Origin of the sequence: Cyanobium sp. T1G-Tous (assembly GCF_024345455.1) — a bacterium.
Taxonomy (GTDB): domain Bacteria; phylum Cyanobacteriota; class Cyanobacteriia; order PCC-6307; family Cyanobiaceae; genus Cyanobium_A.
This window is the reverse complement of record NZ_JAGQBD010000005.1, coordinates 57,798-74,323: the sequence shown is the minus strand read 5'-3', so window position 1 is coordinate 74,323 and position 16,526 is coordinate 57,798. Positions and strand designations below refer to the sequence as shown.

At 63.5% G+C, this 16,526-nt stretch carries 13 protein-coding genes; 7 read left to right on the top strand and 6 right to left on the bottom strand.

Annotated features, from left to right (window positions below):
- Positions 1–49: 49 nt before the first annotated feature.
- Positions 50–1,108 carry a dihydroorotase gene (pyrC, locus tag KBY75_RS05095; protein ID WP_255023194.1) on the top strand — a complete coding sequence of 353 codons (1,059 nt, stop codon included), beginning with the start codon at positions 50–52 and terminating at the stop codon, positions 1,106–1,108.
- Here the strand turns inward: pyrC and KBY75_RS05090 are convergent.
- A complete protein-coding gene (locus KBY75_RS05090) occupies positions 1,094–2,707 on the bottom strand; it encodes a Na/Pi cotransporter family protein (protein ID WP_255023193.1) in 1,614 nt (537 codons plus the stop codon). The genes pyrC and KBY75_RS05090 overlap by 15 nt on opposite strands.
- 107 nt (positions 2,708–2,814) lie before the next feature.
- On the opposite strand from KBY75_RS05090, the gene KBY75_RS05085 reads away from it, so the two are divergent.
- From KBY75_RS05085 to KBY75_RS05065, 5 genes are read left to right on the top strand one after another with little or no spacing between them, the layout of a single operon-like run.
- Positions 2,815–3,927: an acetate/propionate family kinase gene (locus tag KBY75_RS05085; RefSeq protein WP_255023192.1), complete on the top strand. Its 1,113-nt coding sequence runs from the start codon at positions 2,815–2,817 to the stop codon at positions 3,925–3,927.
- A 26-nt stretch (positions 3,928–3,953) separates the two neighbouring features.
- On the top strand, positions 3,954–5,447 hold the full coding sequence (locus KBY75_RS05080; protein ID WP_254936444.1) for a bifunctional orotidine-5'-phosphate decarboxylase/orotate phosphoribosyltransferase: 1,494 nt from the start codon (positions 3,954–3,956) through the stop codon (positions 5,445–5,447).
- The gene (locus KBY75_RS05075) at positions 5,444–6,841 is read left to right on the top strand and encodes a cation:proton antiporter (protein WP_255023191.1); all 1,398 of its coding nucleotides are present in this window, start codon (positions 5,444–5,446) and stop codon (positions 6,839–6,841) included. The genes KBY75_RS05080 and KBY75_RS05075 overlap by 4 nt, the downstream gene beginning before the upstream one ends.
- A 39-nt stretch (positions 6,842–6,880) precedes the next feature.
- A complete protein-coding gene (locus KBY75_RS05070) occupies positions 6,881–7,096 on the top strand; it encodes a DUF3136 domain-containing protein (RefSeq protein WP_094561403.1) in 216 nt (71 codons plus the stop codon).
- A 40-nt stretch (positions 7,097–7,136) separates the two neighbouring features.
- Positions 7,137–10,271, top strand: coding sequence for an efflux RND transporter permease subunit (locus KBY75_RS05065; protein WP_255023190.1), 3,135 nt, complete (start codon positions 7,137–7,139; stop codon positions 10,269–10,271).
- Here KBY75_RS05065 and KBY75_RS05060 read toward each other — a convergent pair.
- From KBY75_RS05060 to KBY75_RS05045, 4 genes are all read right to left on the bottom strand, one after another.
- Positions 10,243–10,953: a potassium channel family protein gene (locus KBY75_RS05060; RefSeq protein ID WP_255023189.1), complete on the bottom strand. Its 711-nt coding sequence runs from the start codon at positions 10,951–10,953 to the stop codon at positions 10,243–10,245. The two genes, KBY75_RS05065 and KBY75_RS05060, sit on opposite strands and share 29 nt — an antisense overlap.
- On the bottom strand, positions 10,953–11,852 hold the full coding sequence (bchL, locus tag KBY75_RS05055; RefSeq protein WP_106501518.1) for a ferredoxin:protochlorophyllide reductase (ATP-dependent) iron-sulfur ATP-binding protein: 900 nt from the start codon (positions 11,850–11,852) through the stop codon (positions 10,953–10,955). Before bchL ends, KBY75_RS05060 begins: the two co-directional genes overlap by 1 nt.
- A 146-nt stretch (positions 11,853–11,998) precedes the next feature.
- Complete coding sequence (locus KBY75_RS05050; protein ID WP_396097990.1) at positions 11,999–13,621, bottom strand: ferredoxin:protochlorophyllide reductase (ATP-dependent) subunit B; 1,623 nt, start codon at positions 13,619–13,621, stop codon at positions 11,999–12,001.
- A gap of 70 nt (positions 13,622–13,691) precedes the next feature.
- Positions 13,692–14,954: a ferredoxin:protochlorophyllide reductase (ATP-dependent) subunit N gene (locus KBY75_RS05045; protein WP_255023229.1), complete on the bottom strand. Its 1,263-nt coding sequence runs from the start codon at positions 14,952–14,954 to the stop codon at positions 13,692–13,694.
- A 183-nt stretch (positions 14,955–15,137) separates the two neighbouring features.
- On the opposite strand from KBY75_RS05045, the gene KBY75_RS05040 reads away from it, so the two are divergent.
- Positions 15,138–16,271, top strand: coding sequence for a TrkA family potassium uptake protein (locus KBY75_RS05040; RefSeq protein ID WP_254936452.1), 1,134 nt, complete (start codon positions 15,138–15,140; stop codon positions 16,269–16,271).
- 36 nt (positions 16,272–16,307) lie between these two features.
- Here KBY75_RS05040 and KBY75_RS05035 read toward each other — a convergent pair whose 3' ends face one another.
- Positions 16,308–16,526: a CP12 domain-containing protein gene (locus KBY75_RS05035; protein ID WP_254936453.1), complete on the bottom strand. Its 219-nt coding sequence runs from the start codon at positions 16,524–16,526 to the stop codon at positions 16,308–16,310.

The window sequence follows — 16,526 nt, the reverse complement described above, 5'->3', positions numbered from 1 at the left end:
CCGTCCAGACACGAATCCTTACCAGTTCCACCACCACCGATCCCGCGCCATGCCAAGCCAGCAGCTGAGCCTGCGTCAACCCGATGACTGGCATGTGCATCTGCGGGATGGCTCCATGCTCCAAGCCGTCGCCCTGGCTACGGCCCGCCAGTTCGCCCGGGCGATCGTGATGCCAAACCTGAGCCCGCCTGTCACTACTGCTGCGGCAGCCGAGGCCTATCGCCGCCGCATCCGCGAAGCCTTGCCCGACGGCAGTCGCTTCGAACCACTGCTGACGGCGTACCTCACCGATGCCATTGATCCCGCCGAAATCGAACGGGGCTTCCGCCAGGGGGCCTGGGTGGCCTGCAAGCTCTACCCAGCCCATGCCACCACCAATTCAGCCGCTGGCGTCAGCTCAATCGAGGCGATCACGCCCGTGCTCGACACCCTCGAGCGCATCGGCTTGCCCTTGCTGATCCACGGCGAAGTAACCAGCGCCGATATCGACATTTTTGACCGGGAGGCGGTATTCATCGAGCGCCACCTGGAGCCCCTACTGGGGCGCCACCCCGGCCTGAAGGTGGTGCTTGAGCACATCACCACCAGTGATGCGGTTGATTTTGTGCGTAGCGGGCCGGGCAACCTGGCGGCCACGATCACGCCCCACCACCTGCACATCAACCGCAACGCCATGTTTGCCGGCGGCCTGCGGCCCGACCTCTACTGCCTGCCGGTGGCCAAGCGGGAACTGCACCGGATCGCCCTGCGGGGCGCCGCCACCTCCGGCAACCCGAAGTTCTTCCTGGGCACCGATTCCGCACCCCATGCCCGCACTGCCAAGGAAGCGGCCTGCGGCTGCGCTGGCATCTTCAATGCCCCATTTGCGCTGGAGAGCTACGCGGCGGTATTTGAGCAGGAGAACGCCCTGGAGAGGCTGGAGGCCTTCGCCTCAGAGTTTGGGCCCCGGTTTTACGGGCTACCGCTCAACGAGACCAAGGTCACCCTGGAGCGGCAGCCCCTGGAGGTACCCAGCCGGCTCCACCTCAATGATGCGGCCGGCACCGCCGTCGAACTGGTGCCCTTCCATGCTGGAGAAACCCTGCCCTGGCGGCTAGTGCAGCCCTGAGCCACCGAGGTGGTAGCAGGCCCGCCCCAGGTGCTGGCTCACCCGCTGCAGCCAGCGAATCGCCTCCAGCCGGGCCGTACCGGCATCGACATTCAGCTCGCCCCTGGCCACCACTGCCAGCACCTCCTGGCGGTATGGCCCGACACGGCTATGTAACTCCTGGGCACAGGCGCTGACCAGGGCGCTGGCTTGAGCCCAGTGGCCCTGCTGCACCAGCACGGGCAGCTGCTCAAGGGTGGCCAGGAGCTTCTGGCGCTCGCTAGCCAAACTCGGGCTTGTGGCTGCGGTGCGCAGGCGGTCCTGCTCCTCTTCACAACGCTCATGTAGGCGCTGAAGATGATCAAGACCATGCAGCAGGTGGAGCAGGGCCTCCCTTACCGCTTCATCGCTGCCCGGATGCGGCCCCGGCGCCAAGTGGATCTGATCGAGATAAAGCTGGAGTCGATCTAAATCGGCCTGCAGCACAGCCAGCCGCTGAGCGCCTGAGGCGGGCCTGCCGTTGCCCCTAGCCAGCCCATCGCTCAGCAACTGGAGCATTTCCAGCAGACACGCCTGCAGGGACTGGCGGGCTAGGCCGATGGCGGCAGCGAGATCGGCCGGCGGCGTGTCAGCCAGGTCATCGATTAGGCGTCCCTCCCCCGGCCGCACCAAGCGCCGGATCAGGGCGGCAAATGGCGCGGTGAACGGCAGAACGAGCAGCACGCCAAGCAAGTTGAAACCGGTGTGGAAAGCGGTGAGAGCAAATTCAGAGTCCTGCTGGCTCAGGGCTGGCCAACCCAGCCGTAGCAGCGCCAGGTAGGCCGGCAGCAGCAGGAAGGCCCCGATGGCGGTGAGGAGGTTGAAGATCACATGAGCCGCCGCGGTGCGACGGGCGCTGAGGCTGGCGCCAAGCGAGGCCATCACGGCGGTGACGGTAGTTCCCACATCCATGCCGATCACCAGGGCACAGGCCTGGGGCAGGCCGATCACCCCGCTCGCCAAGGCCGCCAGGGTGGTGGCCACCCCCGCCCCCGAGGATTGGGTGATCACCGTGCTGAGCAGACCGAGCAGCAGCAACTGCAGCCGCCCCCCCGGCAGGGAGGCATCAAAGCGGGCCGGATCAAGCAGCAACCCCTGACCAGCCAGCGCCTCCTGCAGCGCGTCAATACCCAAAAACAGCAGCGCTAGCCCAGCCAAGGCCTGGCCCAGCAGCGCCTGGCGGCCGCGGCCCAGCAGCCGCAGGCCGGCCCCCACCAGCAGCAGCGGCAGCATCACCCCGGCCAGCTCAAACTTGATGCCGAAAAGGGCCACCAGCCAGCCCAGGCCCGTGCTGCCCACGTTGGCGCCGAAGATGATGCCCAGGGACGACTGGAAGCTGAGCAGCCCAGCGCTGACAAAACCCACCGTGGCCACGGTGGTGGCGGTTGAAGATTGCACTAGTGCCGTACCGATCGCCCCAGCGGCGGCACCGCTCCAGGGGGATCGGGTGAAGCGCAGCAGGGCCTGACGCAGGCTGTTGCCCGCCAGGCTGCGCAAGGCCTCCGTCATCAAGCCCATCCCCAGCAAAAACAGTCCCAGACCGCCGGCAGCGTTGAACAGGGAACTGCCGGAGAGCGTCATGGGGGTGTCATGGGCGCCAGCGGCTACTTGAGCCAGGGACTGGCATCTATGGCGGCTCTAACGCAGGCTTGCCAGGCTATGCCCAATCCAGGCCTGCACCCGATCGCATGACCCACGCCCTGGTGGTGAACACGGGCAGCTCCAGCGTCAAGCTGGCCCTCTGCGATGCGAGCGGCCGACGGCTCTGGCAGGAGCAGCGCAGCTGGGGTCTTCCCCAAGCGGATTCGGGCAGCCAGCAACTGGCTGAACTGCTGGAGCAGTGGCTCTCCCCCCTGCTCGCGGCCCTTGAGCCCCTACCCCAGCTTGTAATTCACCGGATCGTGCACGGTGGTGTCCACTTCAGCGCTCCCACCCTGCTGAGCTCGCAGGTGCTGGCGGAGCTGGCAAACCTGGTGCCCCTGGCCCCGCTGCACAACGGCCCAGCGCTGGAGGCAATCAACTGGCTGCAGGGCCAACTCGAGGGTCAACTGGAGGGCAGCGCCATCCAGCAGTGGGCCTGCTTCGACTCCGCCTTCCACGCCAGCCTCAGCGAAGCTGCCTCCACCTACGCCATACCGGCGCCTTGGCGCCAGCAGGGCCTGCGCCGCTTCGGCTTCCACGGCCTCAACCACCAGCACGTGGGCGAAACGGTGGCAGCCCGAGAGCCAGACATACGCCGCCTGATCAGCTGCCAGCTCGGCGCCGGCTGCTCCCTCTGCGCGATCGAAATCGATCCTCAAGGCCAGCCGCGCAGCGTCGACACCACGATGGGCTTCACGCCGCTCGAGGGACTGGTGATGGCCAGCCGCAGCGGCAGCGTGGATCCAGGGCTGCTGCTGCACCTAATGCGCCAGGGCATTGGCGTCTCCGAACTGGATACGGCCCTTAACCGCCAGAGCGGCCTGCTGGGGCTATCCGAGCTCAGCGGAGACATGCGGGAGCTGCGCCTCCAGGCTGGCGAGGGCCACCGGGGCGCCCAGCTGGCAATCGCGGTGTTCCGCCACCGGCTACTGCAAGGGATTGGGGCCATGGCAGCCAGCCTCGGAGGAGTGGAGGCCATCGCCCTCAGCGGCGGTATCGGCGAACACGACGACGCCCTCGCCACCGAACTGGAGCAGGCCCTGGCCTGGTTGCCCGGGCTGCGCTGGCTGCGGGTGGCCGCCGATGAGGAAGGGTTGATGGTGCGGCTGATTGCAAAGAGCTGTGTCACCAGCCGGCGGACAGGCCAACGGCTGGCTTAACAACGAGCCCAAACAGCCTGCGGGCGATGGGCTTCTTCGTCAAACTCACCGATGCCATCGCCGACCGCCAGTCGCTGCTGGTTACCGGGCTTGATCCCAACCCGGAGATGTTGCAGAGCTGGGCAGCGAGGCGGGGCCTAGCGGGCCGCTCCTTCCTCAGCCAGGCCCGCCATTGGATCAAGGCGGTGATCGAGGCCACAGCGCCCCATGTGTGCGCCTACAAGCCCAGCCTTGGTTTTTATCAGGCCCTTGGGCCGGTGGGACTGGAGCTGCTGCTGGAGGTGCGCGACCTGGTGCCCCGCGATCTCCCCCTGATCATCGACGCCAAACACGGCGACCTCAACTCCTCCTCGGCCCTGGCCCACTACCTGTTCAAAGATCTGGGCGCCGATGCGGTGACCCTCTCCCCCCTGGCTGGCCAGGACATCGCTGCCCCCTTCCTGCTCTATCCAGACAAGGCCGTGGTGATGACCTGCCACAGCTCAAACCAGGCGGCGCGCCAGATCCAGCACTACCCGAATGAGGAGACACCTCTCTACCTGCAGATTGTGCGCGAGACCCAGCTGTGGGCCACCCCGGACCAGCTGTTGCTGGAGGTGGGAACCAGTGATCCGCTAATCCTGGCGCGGGTGCGGGCCGAAGCGCCCGAGCGCTTCTTGATCCTGCGCAGCCTCTGGGGGGAAGAGGAAAAGCTCGACGCCATGCTGCAGGCCGGCCTGGGGGCCGCCGCCGATGGGCTGCTGCTGCCCCTACCTCAAAACCTGCTGGTAGAAGACGACATGGCCAGTCGAGCCGAGGCGCTCAAACAGCAGATCACGGCAAAGCGGCACCAGTGGCTGGAAAATCACGACAAAGGCAACGCTGATACCTGTGCCCTGTGGCTACCTGAGAAGCAACCAAGCGCCGACCCGCTCGAGAGCCTGATTGTTGATCTGTTCGACATCGGCTGCCTGCTATTCGGCGATTACGTACAAGCCTCGGGCGCGGTCTTCAATTACTACGTCGATCTGCGCCAGATCATCTCCGACCCAAACCTGTTCCACCGAGTGCTCCACGCCTATGCCGGCAAGCTGCAGGGCCTCGAATTTGACCGCATCGCCGGCATCCCCTACGGCTCCCTGCCCACCGCCACTGGGCTTTCACTGCAACTGCACAAGCCGCTGATCTATCCCCGCAAGGAGGTAAAGGCTCATGGCGCCCGGCGCCTGATCGAGGGCGACTTTGAGGAAGGCGACCGGGTGGTGGTGGTAGACGACATCTTGATCACAGGCGGCAGCGTCCTAGAGGGCATCGGCAAGCTGGAGAGCTCGGGCCTGACGGTGCAGGACGTGGTGGTGTTCATCGACCATGGCGGCGACCATGACCGCCGCGCCCGGGAGCGGCTGGCGGCGGCGGGCTACAGCTGCCATTCCGTGCTGGACATCGCCCAGATCACCGCTGTGCTGCAGCGGGCCAGCCGGCTCAGCGATGCCCAGGCCGCGAGCCTCGGCTCAGCCCATGCCAACTCAGCCCAGCCGTGATCGCGACCCTCTTTGCCCAGGCACCCCTCTTTGCTCAGGCACCTTTCTTTGCTCAGGCACCCCTCTTTGCTCAGGCACCAGGTCTTAATGGAGTGCCCTTGGAGGGCCAGCTGCTGTTTATCGGCCTGCTGTTTCTAGGCACCTTGGCGATCAGCCGGTTCTCTGTCCAGATCGGAATCCCGGCGATTCTCGGGGTGCTGCTGCTGGGCCTAGCTATCAACATCAAAAGTCTCAACGTCTCCCACGAACAGGCCGAAAGCCTGCATGTATTCGCCCTGGCCCTGCTGCTTTTTTATGCGGGGCTGAAAACGGATATCAAAACTATCCGGGGCTTTTTGGAATACGGCCTGGCCCTGGCGGTAGGCGGTGTGGCGATTGCCACGGGTCTGCTGGCCGGCCTGATCTGGCTGCTTTCTTCCGCTGGTGGAAACCAACTGGCACCAGGACTCAGCAACGCCATGCCCCTGGGGGCCGCCCTGCTGATTGCCGCCTGCCTGGGCTCCACCGATGCCGGAGCCACCATCAACGTACTGAGTTCGGTGCGGCACCTGGTGCCAGAACGGCTCAAGCACCTGCTCGAATTCGAATCCTCGGTCAATGACCCAACGGCCCTGCTGCTATTTGGGTTGATCGTGGGGTTGTTCAGCACCTCCAGCGCCGGCGCCAGCCTCGAGCAAGCAGCACCTGTAGTAGTGATGCTCAACGGCCTGCGCAGCTTCGTGCAACAGGTAGGCGGCGGCCTAGTCATAGGAGCACTGTTTGGCTATGTGGCCAAATTCGTGATCAATGAGCTGGCCCACGACAAATCCCAGCTACTAATCGTAGCCATGTCTATTGCCTTTGTAGACTATGGCTGCAGCTACTTTCTAGGCGGATCCGGATTAATTTCGGTATACATCACTGGAGCAATGATGACCAACATGGTCTACCGCCAAGCCGATATCAACCATGAATCGATTCAGGAGGTACTACTGCCCTTCAACACCATGGCTGAGATCTGTATATTTTTACTATTTGGTCTGCTGGTGAATCCAAGCAGCCTGGTTCCCGCCCTGCCTGTGGGCTTGATAACCGCGGCGGTGTTGATGCTGGTGGTGAGACCAATCAGCGTCTTGGTGTTCCAACCCCTCTCCCCCTTCCGCTGGAAAGACAGCGTGCTGATTTCTTGGTGTGGCCTAAGGGGGGCAGTGCCTTTGGCCCTCTCTTACAGCGCGGTCGATCAGATCAACCACCTACGCGGTGTTGACCCAGGCTCCGTCATTGCCCTAGCCCACAACGCCCAAAGCATCGTATTCGTTGTGGTGCTGATCAACCTGCTAGCCCAAGGCCTCACCCTGCCGCGGCTCTGCCGTCGGCTCAACCTGATCTCGGCGCCACCTGAAGCCGTAGGGTGATTGGTGCGTCTTTGCAACTCCTGGACGCCCACCCGTGCGATGAGCAGCAGTCAGGGACTCACCATCGGGGAACTCGAAGCCAATTATTCGCTTTATTGCAAGGCCCTGAGGCTGCTTCTAAAGGAGGGAAAAACCGTAGCCGCCATTCAGCGCACCGTCTGCTGGAGCCGTTTGGAGCAACTGCATATCTGCTTGCCTAGTCGCTATAAAGCGCCTGACTATCTCTGCGTTGTGCTGAAGCGCGATCTCGGCTGATCATTCATCCCGGCCCGAGCAGCGCAACGCAAAGGCTCCCATGAAATCGATCTCAGATCCCTTTCTGCGCCGGCCCGTGCTCACCCTGGTGGTGAGTCTGCTGGTGCTATTGACAGGGCTGGTGTGTTTACCGCTGCTGCAGGTGGAAAACCTGCCGCCGATTGCTCCCAGCCGAGTCACGGTGCGGGCCACCTACCCAGGTGCCGGCCCAGAGGTGGTGGAGCAGGGGGTCACCGCCCTGCTGGAGCAACAGCTCAACGGCCTCGAGCGGCTCGACAGCATCCGCTCCACCAGCTCAGCCAACGGCAGCTCCATCACCCTGGGATTCGAGGGCGGCGACCCCGAGCTCAACCAGATCAACACCCAGAACGAAGTGGCGGTGGTGACTCGCCAGCTGCCAGCACCGGTGGCGCGCTTCGGGGTGCAGGTGCGGCGCAGCTCCGACGACCTGCTGATGATTCTCAGCTTCAGTGCCGATCCCAAGCTCTATGGCGAAACCTTTTTGAGCGGCTGGCTCGACCAGGTGGTGAAAGAGAAGCTGCAGCGGGTGCCTGGGGTGGGCAACGTCACCCTTGCAGGTGGAAATAGCCTGGCCTTCAGGCTCTGGCTCAACCCGGCTCATCTCGAGGAGCGCGGCCTCACCATTACCGATGTGCGCACGGCCCTGCAACAGCAAAACGTGCTGGCTGCATTGGGTCAAATGGGTGAAGCCCCCAGCCCCAACGGCCAGGAGCTCACCCTGCCGCTGCGCATGGAGGGGCGCCTGCGCAGTCCGGCGGAATTTGAGCAGCTGGTGGTGGCCCGCAGCGCTAATGGAGGCGTCACCCTGCTGCGGGATGTGGGCCGAGTGAGCCTGGGCAGCGAGAGCTACGACACGATCGCCACCAACCTGCAAGGCAGACCAGCGGTAGCCGTGCTGATCAACCAGCGCGACGGCAGCAACGCCATCGCCGTTAGCAAAGCTGTGAATGCAGCCCTCGATGAGCTTGCACCCCAATTTCCGCCCGGGGTAGATCAGCAGTTGATTGTTGATGAGGCCGACTTTGTGCGCGGCAGCATCCAGGGCACCCTCGACAGCCTGCGCGATGCGGTGTTGCTGGTGTTCTTGGTGCTACTTCTTGGCCTTGGCAACAGCCGCCTGGCCCTGATTACAGCTGCCGCAGTGCCAGTGGCCTTGATCGGCTCGTTGAGCGTGCTGAAGCTTGCCGGCCAATCGCTCAACACCCTCACCCTGTTTGGCTTGGTGCTGGCCTCTGGGCTGGTGGTGGACGACGCCATCGTGGTGAGCGAGGACATTGGCCGCCGGCTGGAGGCTGGCAAGCCGCCCCTACAAGCCGCCCGCGAAGCCATGGCCGAGCTGGGCGGGGCCGTGGTAGCCACCTCCCTAGCCCTGGTGGTGGTGTTCATCCCGGTGCTGGGCCTGGGGGGCAGCTTGGGCCGGCTGTACGCGCCGATCGCAATCACGATCAGCGGCGCCATCGCCTTCTCCACCCTGAATGCCCTGAGCTTCACGCCGGTAGCCGGCAGCCGACTACTAAACCCCGAGCGCCGCGAACCGGCCTGGTTGCTGCGTTGGATCGACCCGCCGCGGCGCTGGCTCGAGGGACTGGAGGTGCCCTACGAGCGCTGGCTGGCTTGGACTATGAAGCGGCGGCGGCTGGTGATGTCCCTGCTGCTGGCTGGCCTAATGATCACGGGATTCGCCCTGCAAGCCCTGCCCAAGGCCTTCATTCCCCAGGAGGACAACGGTCAGCTGCGGGGAGTTGTGATTCTGGCTGATGGCCTCGGATTGCAGCAGACCCAACGGGTGCTGGAGCAGGTGCGCCAGGTGGTGGCCGACGAGCCGCTGATCACTCGAGCCACCTTCTATGCAGGGCGCTCCTTTGGGGACAGCAGCCCTAATAAGGGCATCTTCTACCTGCGTTTGGCGCCGATCGAGCAGCGCCGTGGCGCCGAGGCAGCTACTCGGGCCGTGGGACAGAGACTCAATGGCGAGTTGCGCCGCCGCATCACCGGTGCAGTGGTACAGCTCAGCGAGGCCCCCTCTGTGCGCGGTTTTAGTGCTGAAGGCGGGCTCGAGCTCGAACTGCTGGACAACAGCAACGGGCAACTCAGCCTCTCTGACTTCGAGCAGCAAGCCCAGGCCTTCATCCGCGCCGCCCAAGCCACCAATCGCTTTGAACGGGTTTCAACCCGCTTTACCGCCGGTGCCCCCCTGGTGCAGCTTGTGCCAGATCGGCTGCAGATTGCCTCCCTTGGGGTGGATCTCAGCACCGTGGTGGACACCCTCGGAGCCAGCTTCGGCAGTGACTACGTCAATGACAGCTTTGAGAGTGACCAGGTGCGCAAGGTAATCGTGCAGCTTGACGGCGCCTCGCGCCGCAGCGCCGATGACGTGCTCGCTCTGCAGGTGAAAACCCGTGACGGCCAGCTGATCCCCCTGGCCCAATTGGTGCGAGTCGAACAAGAAACAGGTCCTACCTCGATCAATCACACCCGGCTGGTGCGTTCGATCAGCATCCGGGCCCTGCCCCGCCCTGGCGTAAGCAGTGGCCAAGCCATGGCCAGCCTGATGGAAGTGCAGCGGCAGCTCGGCGGCAGTACCGAATTGGAATGGGCCGGCCTGGCTCGGGAAGAGTCACGCGCCGGTGGCGGAAACCTGCGGGTGTTTGCCTTAGCGATCCTGGTGATGGTTTTGGTGCTAGCAGCCCTCTACGACAACTTTGCCGACCCCTTGATCATCCTGGTGACCGTGCCCCTAGCCATGCTGGGGGCCATCGGCGGCCTGATGCTGCGGGCCCTGCCCCTGGACGTTTATGGACAGATGGGCTTGCTGGTGCTGGTGAGCCTGGCCGCCAAGAATGGCATCTTGATCGTGGAGTTTGCCAACCAGCGCATGGCCGAAGGACTGGATCTAGACACGGCGATCCGAGGCGCCGCCATCGCCCGCCTACGGCCGATCCTGCTTACGGCCATTTCCTCACTGGCGGGCTTCGTGCCCCTGCTGCTGGCCAGCGGCTTCGGTTCAGGTAGCCGGGTGAGTATCGGCACGGTGGTGTTTTCAGGGCTACTTGTAGCCACCGTCCTCAGCCTGTTCGCGGTGCCGGTGGTTTACCGGATCGTCAAGGGCTGGGAGTTGGGCAACCCTAAGGCTGCTGGCTTTCCTGCACCGTAAGACGGCTGATCAACACCCCCATCACTGCGGCCACATAAAACGTGCCCGCTATGGCGATGGCCACGCTCACCATCTGGGCTTGGGGGCTCTCGGGAATCACGTCGCCGTAGCCCATCGTGGTGAGGCTGACGAAGGCAAAGTAATTGAGTCGCACAAAATTGAGGCCCCACACCGGGCTGCTCTGGCCCATATCCTGCGCCGACAAGTTCACGTTGCTGAAGCTGGCCGGATCAATCGTCTCCAGGGCACAACAGAGCAAGCCTGCTGCCAAGCCGAGCATCAGATAGCCCGCCAGCGCCCCCCGCAACACCACATCCGACACCCGTCGCTCCTGGGCCAGGCCCCTGATTAGGCGGATAGCACTCCAACCGCTGAATAAGGCCCACAGCGCAATCACCGGGATACCGGTGCTGCGCAGCTCCAGCGGAGTGAAATACCAGAGCAGACCAACAGCAATGGCCGCAACTCCCAGCCCCTTGAATAACCGCCGCGGGAGTATTCCGAACTGCAGGCTGCCAGTGGGATTACCCAGGCCCCGGATCATCACAAGAGCCATCAGTAGATAGCCCAAGGAGGAAAGACGATTCCAGGGTTGGGGCAGGGTGAAGGTGATCAGCACCAACAGACAAACGATCAGCAGATGGCCGTAGCTCTGCTGTCGTGGGGTAGATCCCCCATCCATCAGTCGAAGCCGAGCAGGTCGAAAATCTCCCGATCCTTAAGGGATTCGGCCTCCAAGGGCTCGACGTCGTCGAGCATCCGCTGGGCCAGGTTCAAATATTCCTGCTGAACAGCATCCACTTCCGGTGTGCTTTCCATCTCGAAGATAGTGCACTTCTTGAGGCGGGATTTACGAATCGCGTCCACGGTCTTGAAATGGGCCATGGTGCGCAGCCCCGTGCGGGCATTGAACTTGTCGATTTCGTCGGTCTCCTCAGAGCGGTTGGCGATCACACCACCGAGACGCACCTTGTAGTTCTTGGCCTTGGCATTAATGGCCTGCATGATCCGGTTCATCGCGAAGATCGAATCGAAATCATTGGCAGTAACAATCAGGCAGTAGTGGGCGTGCTGAAGCGGTGCAGCAAAGCCACCACACACCACATCTCCCAACACATCAAAGATCACCACATCGGTTTCTTCGAGCAGGTGGTGCTCCTTGAGCAATTTCACCGTCTGACCTGTGACATAGCCACCGCATCCAGTACCCGCCGGCGGACCACCAGACTCCACACACATCACGCCGTTGTAACCCTCAAACACAAAGTCTTCGGGCCGCAACTCCTCTGTATGAAAATCTACCGTTTCGAGAATATCGATCACGGTGGGCACCATCCTCTTGGTGAGGGTGAAAGTACTGTCGTGCTTGGGATCGCAACCGATCTGCAGCACCCGCTTGCCCAGCTTCGAAAAGGCCGCCGAAAGGTTTGAAGAGGTAGTCGATTTACCGATCCCACCTTTGCCATAAACTGCCAGCACTAAGGCACCTTCCTCGATAGCCATGGTGGGATCAAGGTGTACCTGCACACTGCCCTCGCCATCAGGCTTGGAAGTAGCTGGAGGATTGAGTGTTGTGGTCATTGAAGTTGGGGAAACAGGAAAGATCGGAACTGAAACTCTTAGCTAAATAATTTAGGACCGTAAGGCTTAGTCCTTGACTTTTGGAATCAGTGAAGGAGCGTCAGGGTCACCCCCGCAGCGCGGGCCTGCTATTGCCATCCAACCCATCATGGAGCGAAATGGGCCTTGGCCTCATAAAGGGCTTCGCTGTCGATCAGAGCTAGGCCCTGCTCGCGGGCGTAGGCCTCCGTGTTTTTACGCACCTTGCCCCGCACAAAGAAGGGGATCTTGGCCAGCTCAGCTTCACCATCCGGGCTCCAAACGATCACCCCATCGCCGGGAATGCTGGCTGGCGCAGTGTCATTAGCTTGGGGAGCAGCAGTTGCTGTAGCAGTCACCGTGGCCGTGACCGTGGACGTGGCCGTAGAGGTGGGGTGCTTGGCGGGGGCACTGGCACCCTCTAGGTGGCTGAGGTGCCCATCCACGAATTCAAAATCGTGGCGGAACATGCCGATCAGGTGCTCCTCCAGACCCATCATCAGCGGGTGCACCCAGCTGTCGAAGATCACATTTGCCCCCTCCCAGCCCATCTGGGGCGAAGTGCGCGCTGGCACATCCTGAACGTGCAGCGGCGAGCTGATCACGGCACAGGGGATGCCGAGGCGCTTGGCGCTGTGGCGCTCCATCTGGGTGCCAAGCACCAGCTCCGGGGCCGCCTCCGCCATCGCCGCCTCCACGGCCAGGTAGTCGTCTGAGATCAACGCCTCCAGCCCCAGCTCCTGGGCGGCCGCCCGCACCTCCCGTGCCTGCTCGCGGCTGTAGCTCCCCAGGCCGACCACCTTGAAGCCCAGCTCGCGGCTAGCGATGCGGGCTGCAGCGATGGCGTGGGTGGCATCGCCAAAAATGAATACCCGCTTACCGGTGAGGTAGGTGGAGTCCACCGAACGCGAATACCAAGGCAGCCGCGAGCGCCGTTCAGCAGCGCAGGTGCCGTCGGCTGCGGTTTCAAGCTCAGCGGGCAGCTCCACACCCAGCACCCCGTGCAGCTCCCGCAAAAAGGCGGCCGTAGCGCCGATACCAATCGGCACTGTCTTCACCGTCTGCATGCCGAAGCTGCGCTCCAGCCAGCTGCATACCGGACCCGCTAACTCGGGGTAGAGGCTCACGTTGGCATCAGCCGTGGGGATACGCATGAGGTCTGCCGGGCGGGCCCCCAGGGGCGCCACCACCGCCACATCAATGCCATAGCCAGCCAGCAACTGGCTGATCTCGCGCACATCGTCGCGGCAGCGGAAACCCAGCAGGCTGGGTCCCAGCAGATTCACCCGCGGCCGCCGGCCCTCGGCACGCCAGCGAGTCGGATCGGGCTTGGGCTCGCCGGGCGGCGGCACCTGGGCCTTGAGCAGGCCTCGCACCAGTTGATAAAGGGTTTCAGCGCCGCCCCAGTTCTCCTTCTTGGAGTAGGCCGGCAGTTCCAGGCTCACCACCGGGATGCCGCCCAGGTCCATGGTCGCCGCCAGGGAGCCAGGTTGGTCCTGGATCAGTTCGGCCGTGCAGCTCTCGCCCACCAGCAGCGCCTCGGGCTGGAAGCGCTCCACGGCTGCAGCGATCGAACTCTTCACCAGCTCGGCGGTGTCGCCACCCAGGTCGCGGGCCTGGAAGGTGGTGTAGGTAACGGGCGGGCGCCGGTCGCGCCGTTCAATCATCGTGAACAGCAGATCGGCATAGGTGTCGCCCTGGGGGGCGTGCAGCACGTAGTGCACCCCCTCCATCGAGGCGGCTATGCGCATGGCACCCACGTGGGGGGGCCCTTCGTAGGTCCAGAGGGTGAGTTCCATGGCTGATTAATGAGACGGGTGGTCAGGAAAAGGAGAGTGCGGCGCGGCGGCGCAGGGAGCGGGCAAACAATTCGGCCAGATCGCCGGCCTGGTCGCAACCGTGGATGGGGCTGAATACCAGCTCAATCGACCACTTGGTGGCGATTCCCTCCGCCTCCAGGGGATTGGCCAGGCCAAGGCCACACACCACAAGGTCTGGCCGCTCGGCGCGGACCCGCTCCAGCTGGCGTTCCACGTCTTGCCCCTCGGTAATACGGGTGCCAGGTGGCAACAGGGCCAGCTCCGCATCGAGCAGCTGGCGATCGAGATAGGGAGTGCCCACCTCCACCAGCTCCATGCCGCACTCGCGCTGCAGGAACCTCGCCAAGGAGAGCTCCAGCTGGGAATCGGGCAGCAGAAAAAGCCGCTTACCGGCCAGTAGCTCCCGGTGGGGAGCGATGGCACGCTGTCCCCGCTCCACCAGCGGATCGAGCACCTCGGCCACCAGGGCCGGGGCCACCCCGAAGGCAGCGGCGCCCGCAGCCATCCAGGCCCGACTGCCCTCCACACCAAACGGATAGGGAGCCGTAAGCAGCTGGCCGCCGCGGCTCACCAGGGCCCTTGCCGTAGCCGAGAGGAAGGGCTGGGCCAGCAGCACCCGGGAGCCAGGCCCAATCGGGGGCAACTCGGTGGAGCGCCGCGGCGGCAAGCTCGTGACCACCGGAATACCCAGGCGACCAAAAAGCTGCACCAGCCTGTCTTCCACCGCATCGGCCAAGGTGCCGACGATCAACAGCTGGTCGACCTCGCTGCTTGGCATCAGGGGAACCATCGCCAGCAGGGCTTGGTCTTCTCCCTGGGTGAAGGTGGTTTCGATGCCGCTGCCGCTGTAGTTCAGCACCATCACCCGGCCAGCCAGCTGGGTATTGAGCCGCTCGGCAGCCTTAGCCAGATCCAGCTTGATCACCTCGCTGGGGCAGGAGCCCACCAGAAACAAGGTGCGGATTTCGGGGCGCCGCTCCAGCAGATCCTTCACCAGCCGGTCGAGCTCATCATTGGCATCGGCTAGGCCGGCCAGATCACGCTCCCCCAGAATCGCAGTGCCGAAGCGGGGTTCGGCAAAGATCATCACTCCGGCGGCGCTCTGAACCAGGTGGGCGCAGGTGCGGGAGCCCACCACTAGAAAAAAGGCATCCGGCATGCGCCGGTGCAGCCAGACAATCGAGGTGAGTCCGCAGAACACCTCCCGCTGACCGCTCTCCTTAAGCAGCTGTAGGGGCGGCTGCTCCGCCAAACCAGTTGTCATGTCACCAATCACCGAAGACGCGCCCATCCAGGCGACCCCTGCGGAAAGAACCTTTAAGGGTTAACGGAGCTGGCAGGCCAACTGTCGACAACGACTACAAATGTTCGGGATCAGCCCACAGGCCGTAACTAATTGCAGCCGATAATCTTGGATGCGTGATCTGGAGCACCGGGTCCAGGTCCCATGCCCAAGCCTTTCTGGTCAATCGTCCCCAGACGACCACCCTCTCGGCGAGCACGCAAGCCCTGGCGAGCTCCCCTGTCGCTGGCCATGCTGGTGAACGCTGGCGCCATCGGCTATCACCTCAGTGAGGGGTGGGACTGGGGAGATTCCTATTGGATGGTGCTGATCACCCTCAGCACCCTGGGATTCAGCGACGGTCACACCCAGGTCCTGAGCGCCGGTGGGCGGGTGGTCACCACCCTGCTGATCCTGGGCGGGCTGGTGGTGGTGCAGATCAGTATCCAAGGGGTGCTGGGCCTGTCTGAATCCGGTTACTTCCGGCGCCTGCGCGAGCGCCGATTCCGCAGTTGGCTTTCCACCATGCATAACCATGTGATCCTTTGCGGCTATGGCCGCATCGGCCGCGAGATCGCCGAACAACTTGCCAGGGAAAACGTTCCCCTGCTGGTGGTGGAGATGGACGCGGAGCGCCGTGAGGCAGCAGAAGAGCGGGGGCTGGCCGTGCTGATGGCCGATGCCACCCTCGACGAAACTCTGCTGGATGCCGGCATCCACCGCTGCCGTGCCCTGGTGGCGGCCCTACCCAACAACGCATCCAACCTCTACGTGGTGCTGAGCGCCCGGGGTATGGCGCCCAACTGCCGGCTCATAGCCCGTTCCGATAGTGAGGAAGCGGAACGCAAGCTGCGCCTAGCCGGCGCCGATCAAGTGGTGAGCCCGTACGTCAGTGGGGGGCGCACCATGGCCGCCACCGCCCTACGGCCCCTAGCGGTGACCTTCATGGATCTTTTGGCGGGCTCTGGCTGCGAGGTGGAGGAATTTCTGCTGAGTAGCGACCCAGCTGACCTTGGCAGCCTCAATGGGGCATCCCTGGCGGAGCTCCAGCTCGGCTCGCGCTCTGGTGCCCTAGTGCTGGCGATCGTGCCGCCCCAGCCAGCCAGGAGTGATGTCCCAAGGCAGTACCGGGGATCCCAGTACTCCCAAGAGCGGCCAGAGTTGCTGGCCAATCCCGGAAGCGACACTCGCCTGGCTCCAGGCCAAATGCTTGTTGTGATGGGCAGTCAGGAGCAGCTGGACCGATTCACCCGGCTGCTTGGCACCGCCCTTAAAAGTGTGGACGTGATGTCTACCTGACTGTGATGATTAAAAAACGAACAACTAAGCCAGGGCTCAATCGTCGTAGACGAGGCAATTGACATCCGATGGGTTGAGATCACAGAACACCTCAAACGGTGTTGGAGCCTCGGTTTCCTCCGGATGGCGCAACTGAAAATCCTGCAGCTCCTTGATCTGCTGCTCGATCTTGCGGGCAACGGCCTGATCTCCCCGCTCCGTGGCCTCCGCCAGTGCTGAGTGATAGGTCACCAACTGGTCAGCAATGCTCGACAT

Excerpts from the sequence above, each read along its gene's own strand:
- pyrC (WP_255023194.1), top strand. The coding sequence starts at position 50 with ATGCCAAGCCAGCAGCTGAGCCTGCGTCAACCCGATGACTGGCATGTG.
- KBY75_RS05060 (WP_255023189.1), bottom strand. The coding sequence starts at position 10,953 with ATGGATGGGGGATCTACCCCACGACAGCAGAGCTACGGCCATCTGCTG.
- KBY75_RS05045 (WP_255023229.1), bottom strand. The coding sequence starts at position 14,954 with ATGACAACTGGTTTGGCGGAGCAGCCGCCCCTACAGCTGCTTAAGGAG.
- KBY75_RS05090 (WP_255023193.1), bottom strand. The coding sequence starts at position 2,707 with ATGACGCTCTCCGGCAGTTCCCTGTTCAACGCTGCCGGCGGTCTGGGA.
- KBY75_RS05050 (WP_396097990.1), bottom strand. The coding sequence starts at position 13,621 with ATGCGCATAGCCGCCTCGATGGAGGGGGTGCACTACGTGCTGCACGCC.
- KBY75_RS05065 (WP_255023190.1), top strand. The coding sequence starts at position 7,137 with ATGAAATCGATCTCAGATCCCTTTCTGCGCCGGCCCGTGCTCACCCTG.
- bchL (WP_106501518.1), bottom strand. The coding sequence starts at position 11,852 with ATGACCACAACACTCAATCCTCCAGCTACTTCCAAGCCTGATGGCGAG.
- KBY75_RS05035 (WP_254936453.1), bottom strand. The coding sequence starts at position 16,526 with ATGTCGAGCATTGCTGACCAGTTGGTGACCTATCACTCAGCACTGGCG.
- KBY75_RS05080 (WP_254936444.1), top strand. The coding sequence starts at position 3,954 with ATGGGCTTCTTCGTCAAACTCACCGATGCCATCGCCGACCGCCAGTCG.
- KBY75_RS05040 (WP_254936452.1), top strand. The coding sequence starts at position 15,138 with ATGCCCAAGCCTTTCTGGTCAATCGTCCCCAGACGACCACCCTCTCGG.
- KBY75_RS05085 (WP_255023192.1), top strand. The coding sequence starts at position 2,815 with ATGACCCACGCCCTGGTGGTGAACACGGGCAGCTCCAGCGTCAAGCTG.
- KBY75_RS05070 (WP_094561403.1), top strand. The coding sequence starts at position 6,881 with ATGAGCAGCAGTCAGGGACTCACCATCGGGGAACTCGAAGCCAATTAT.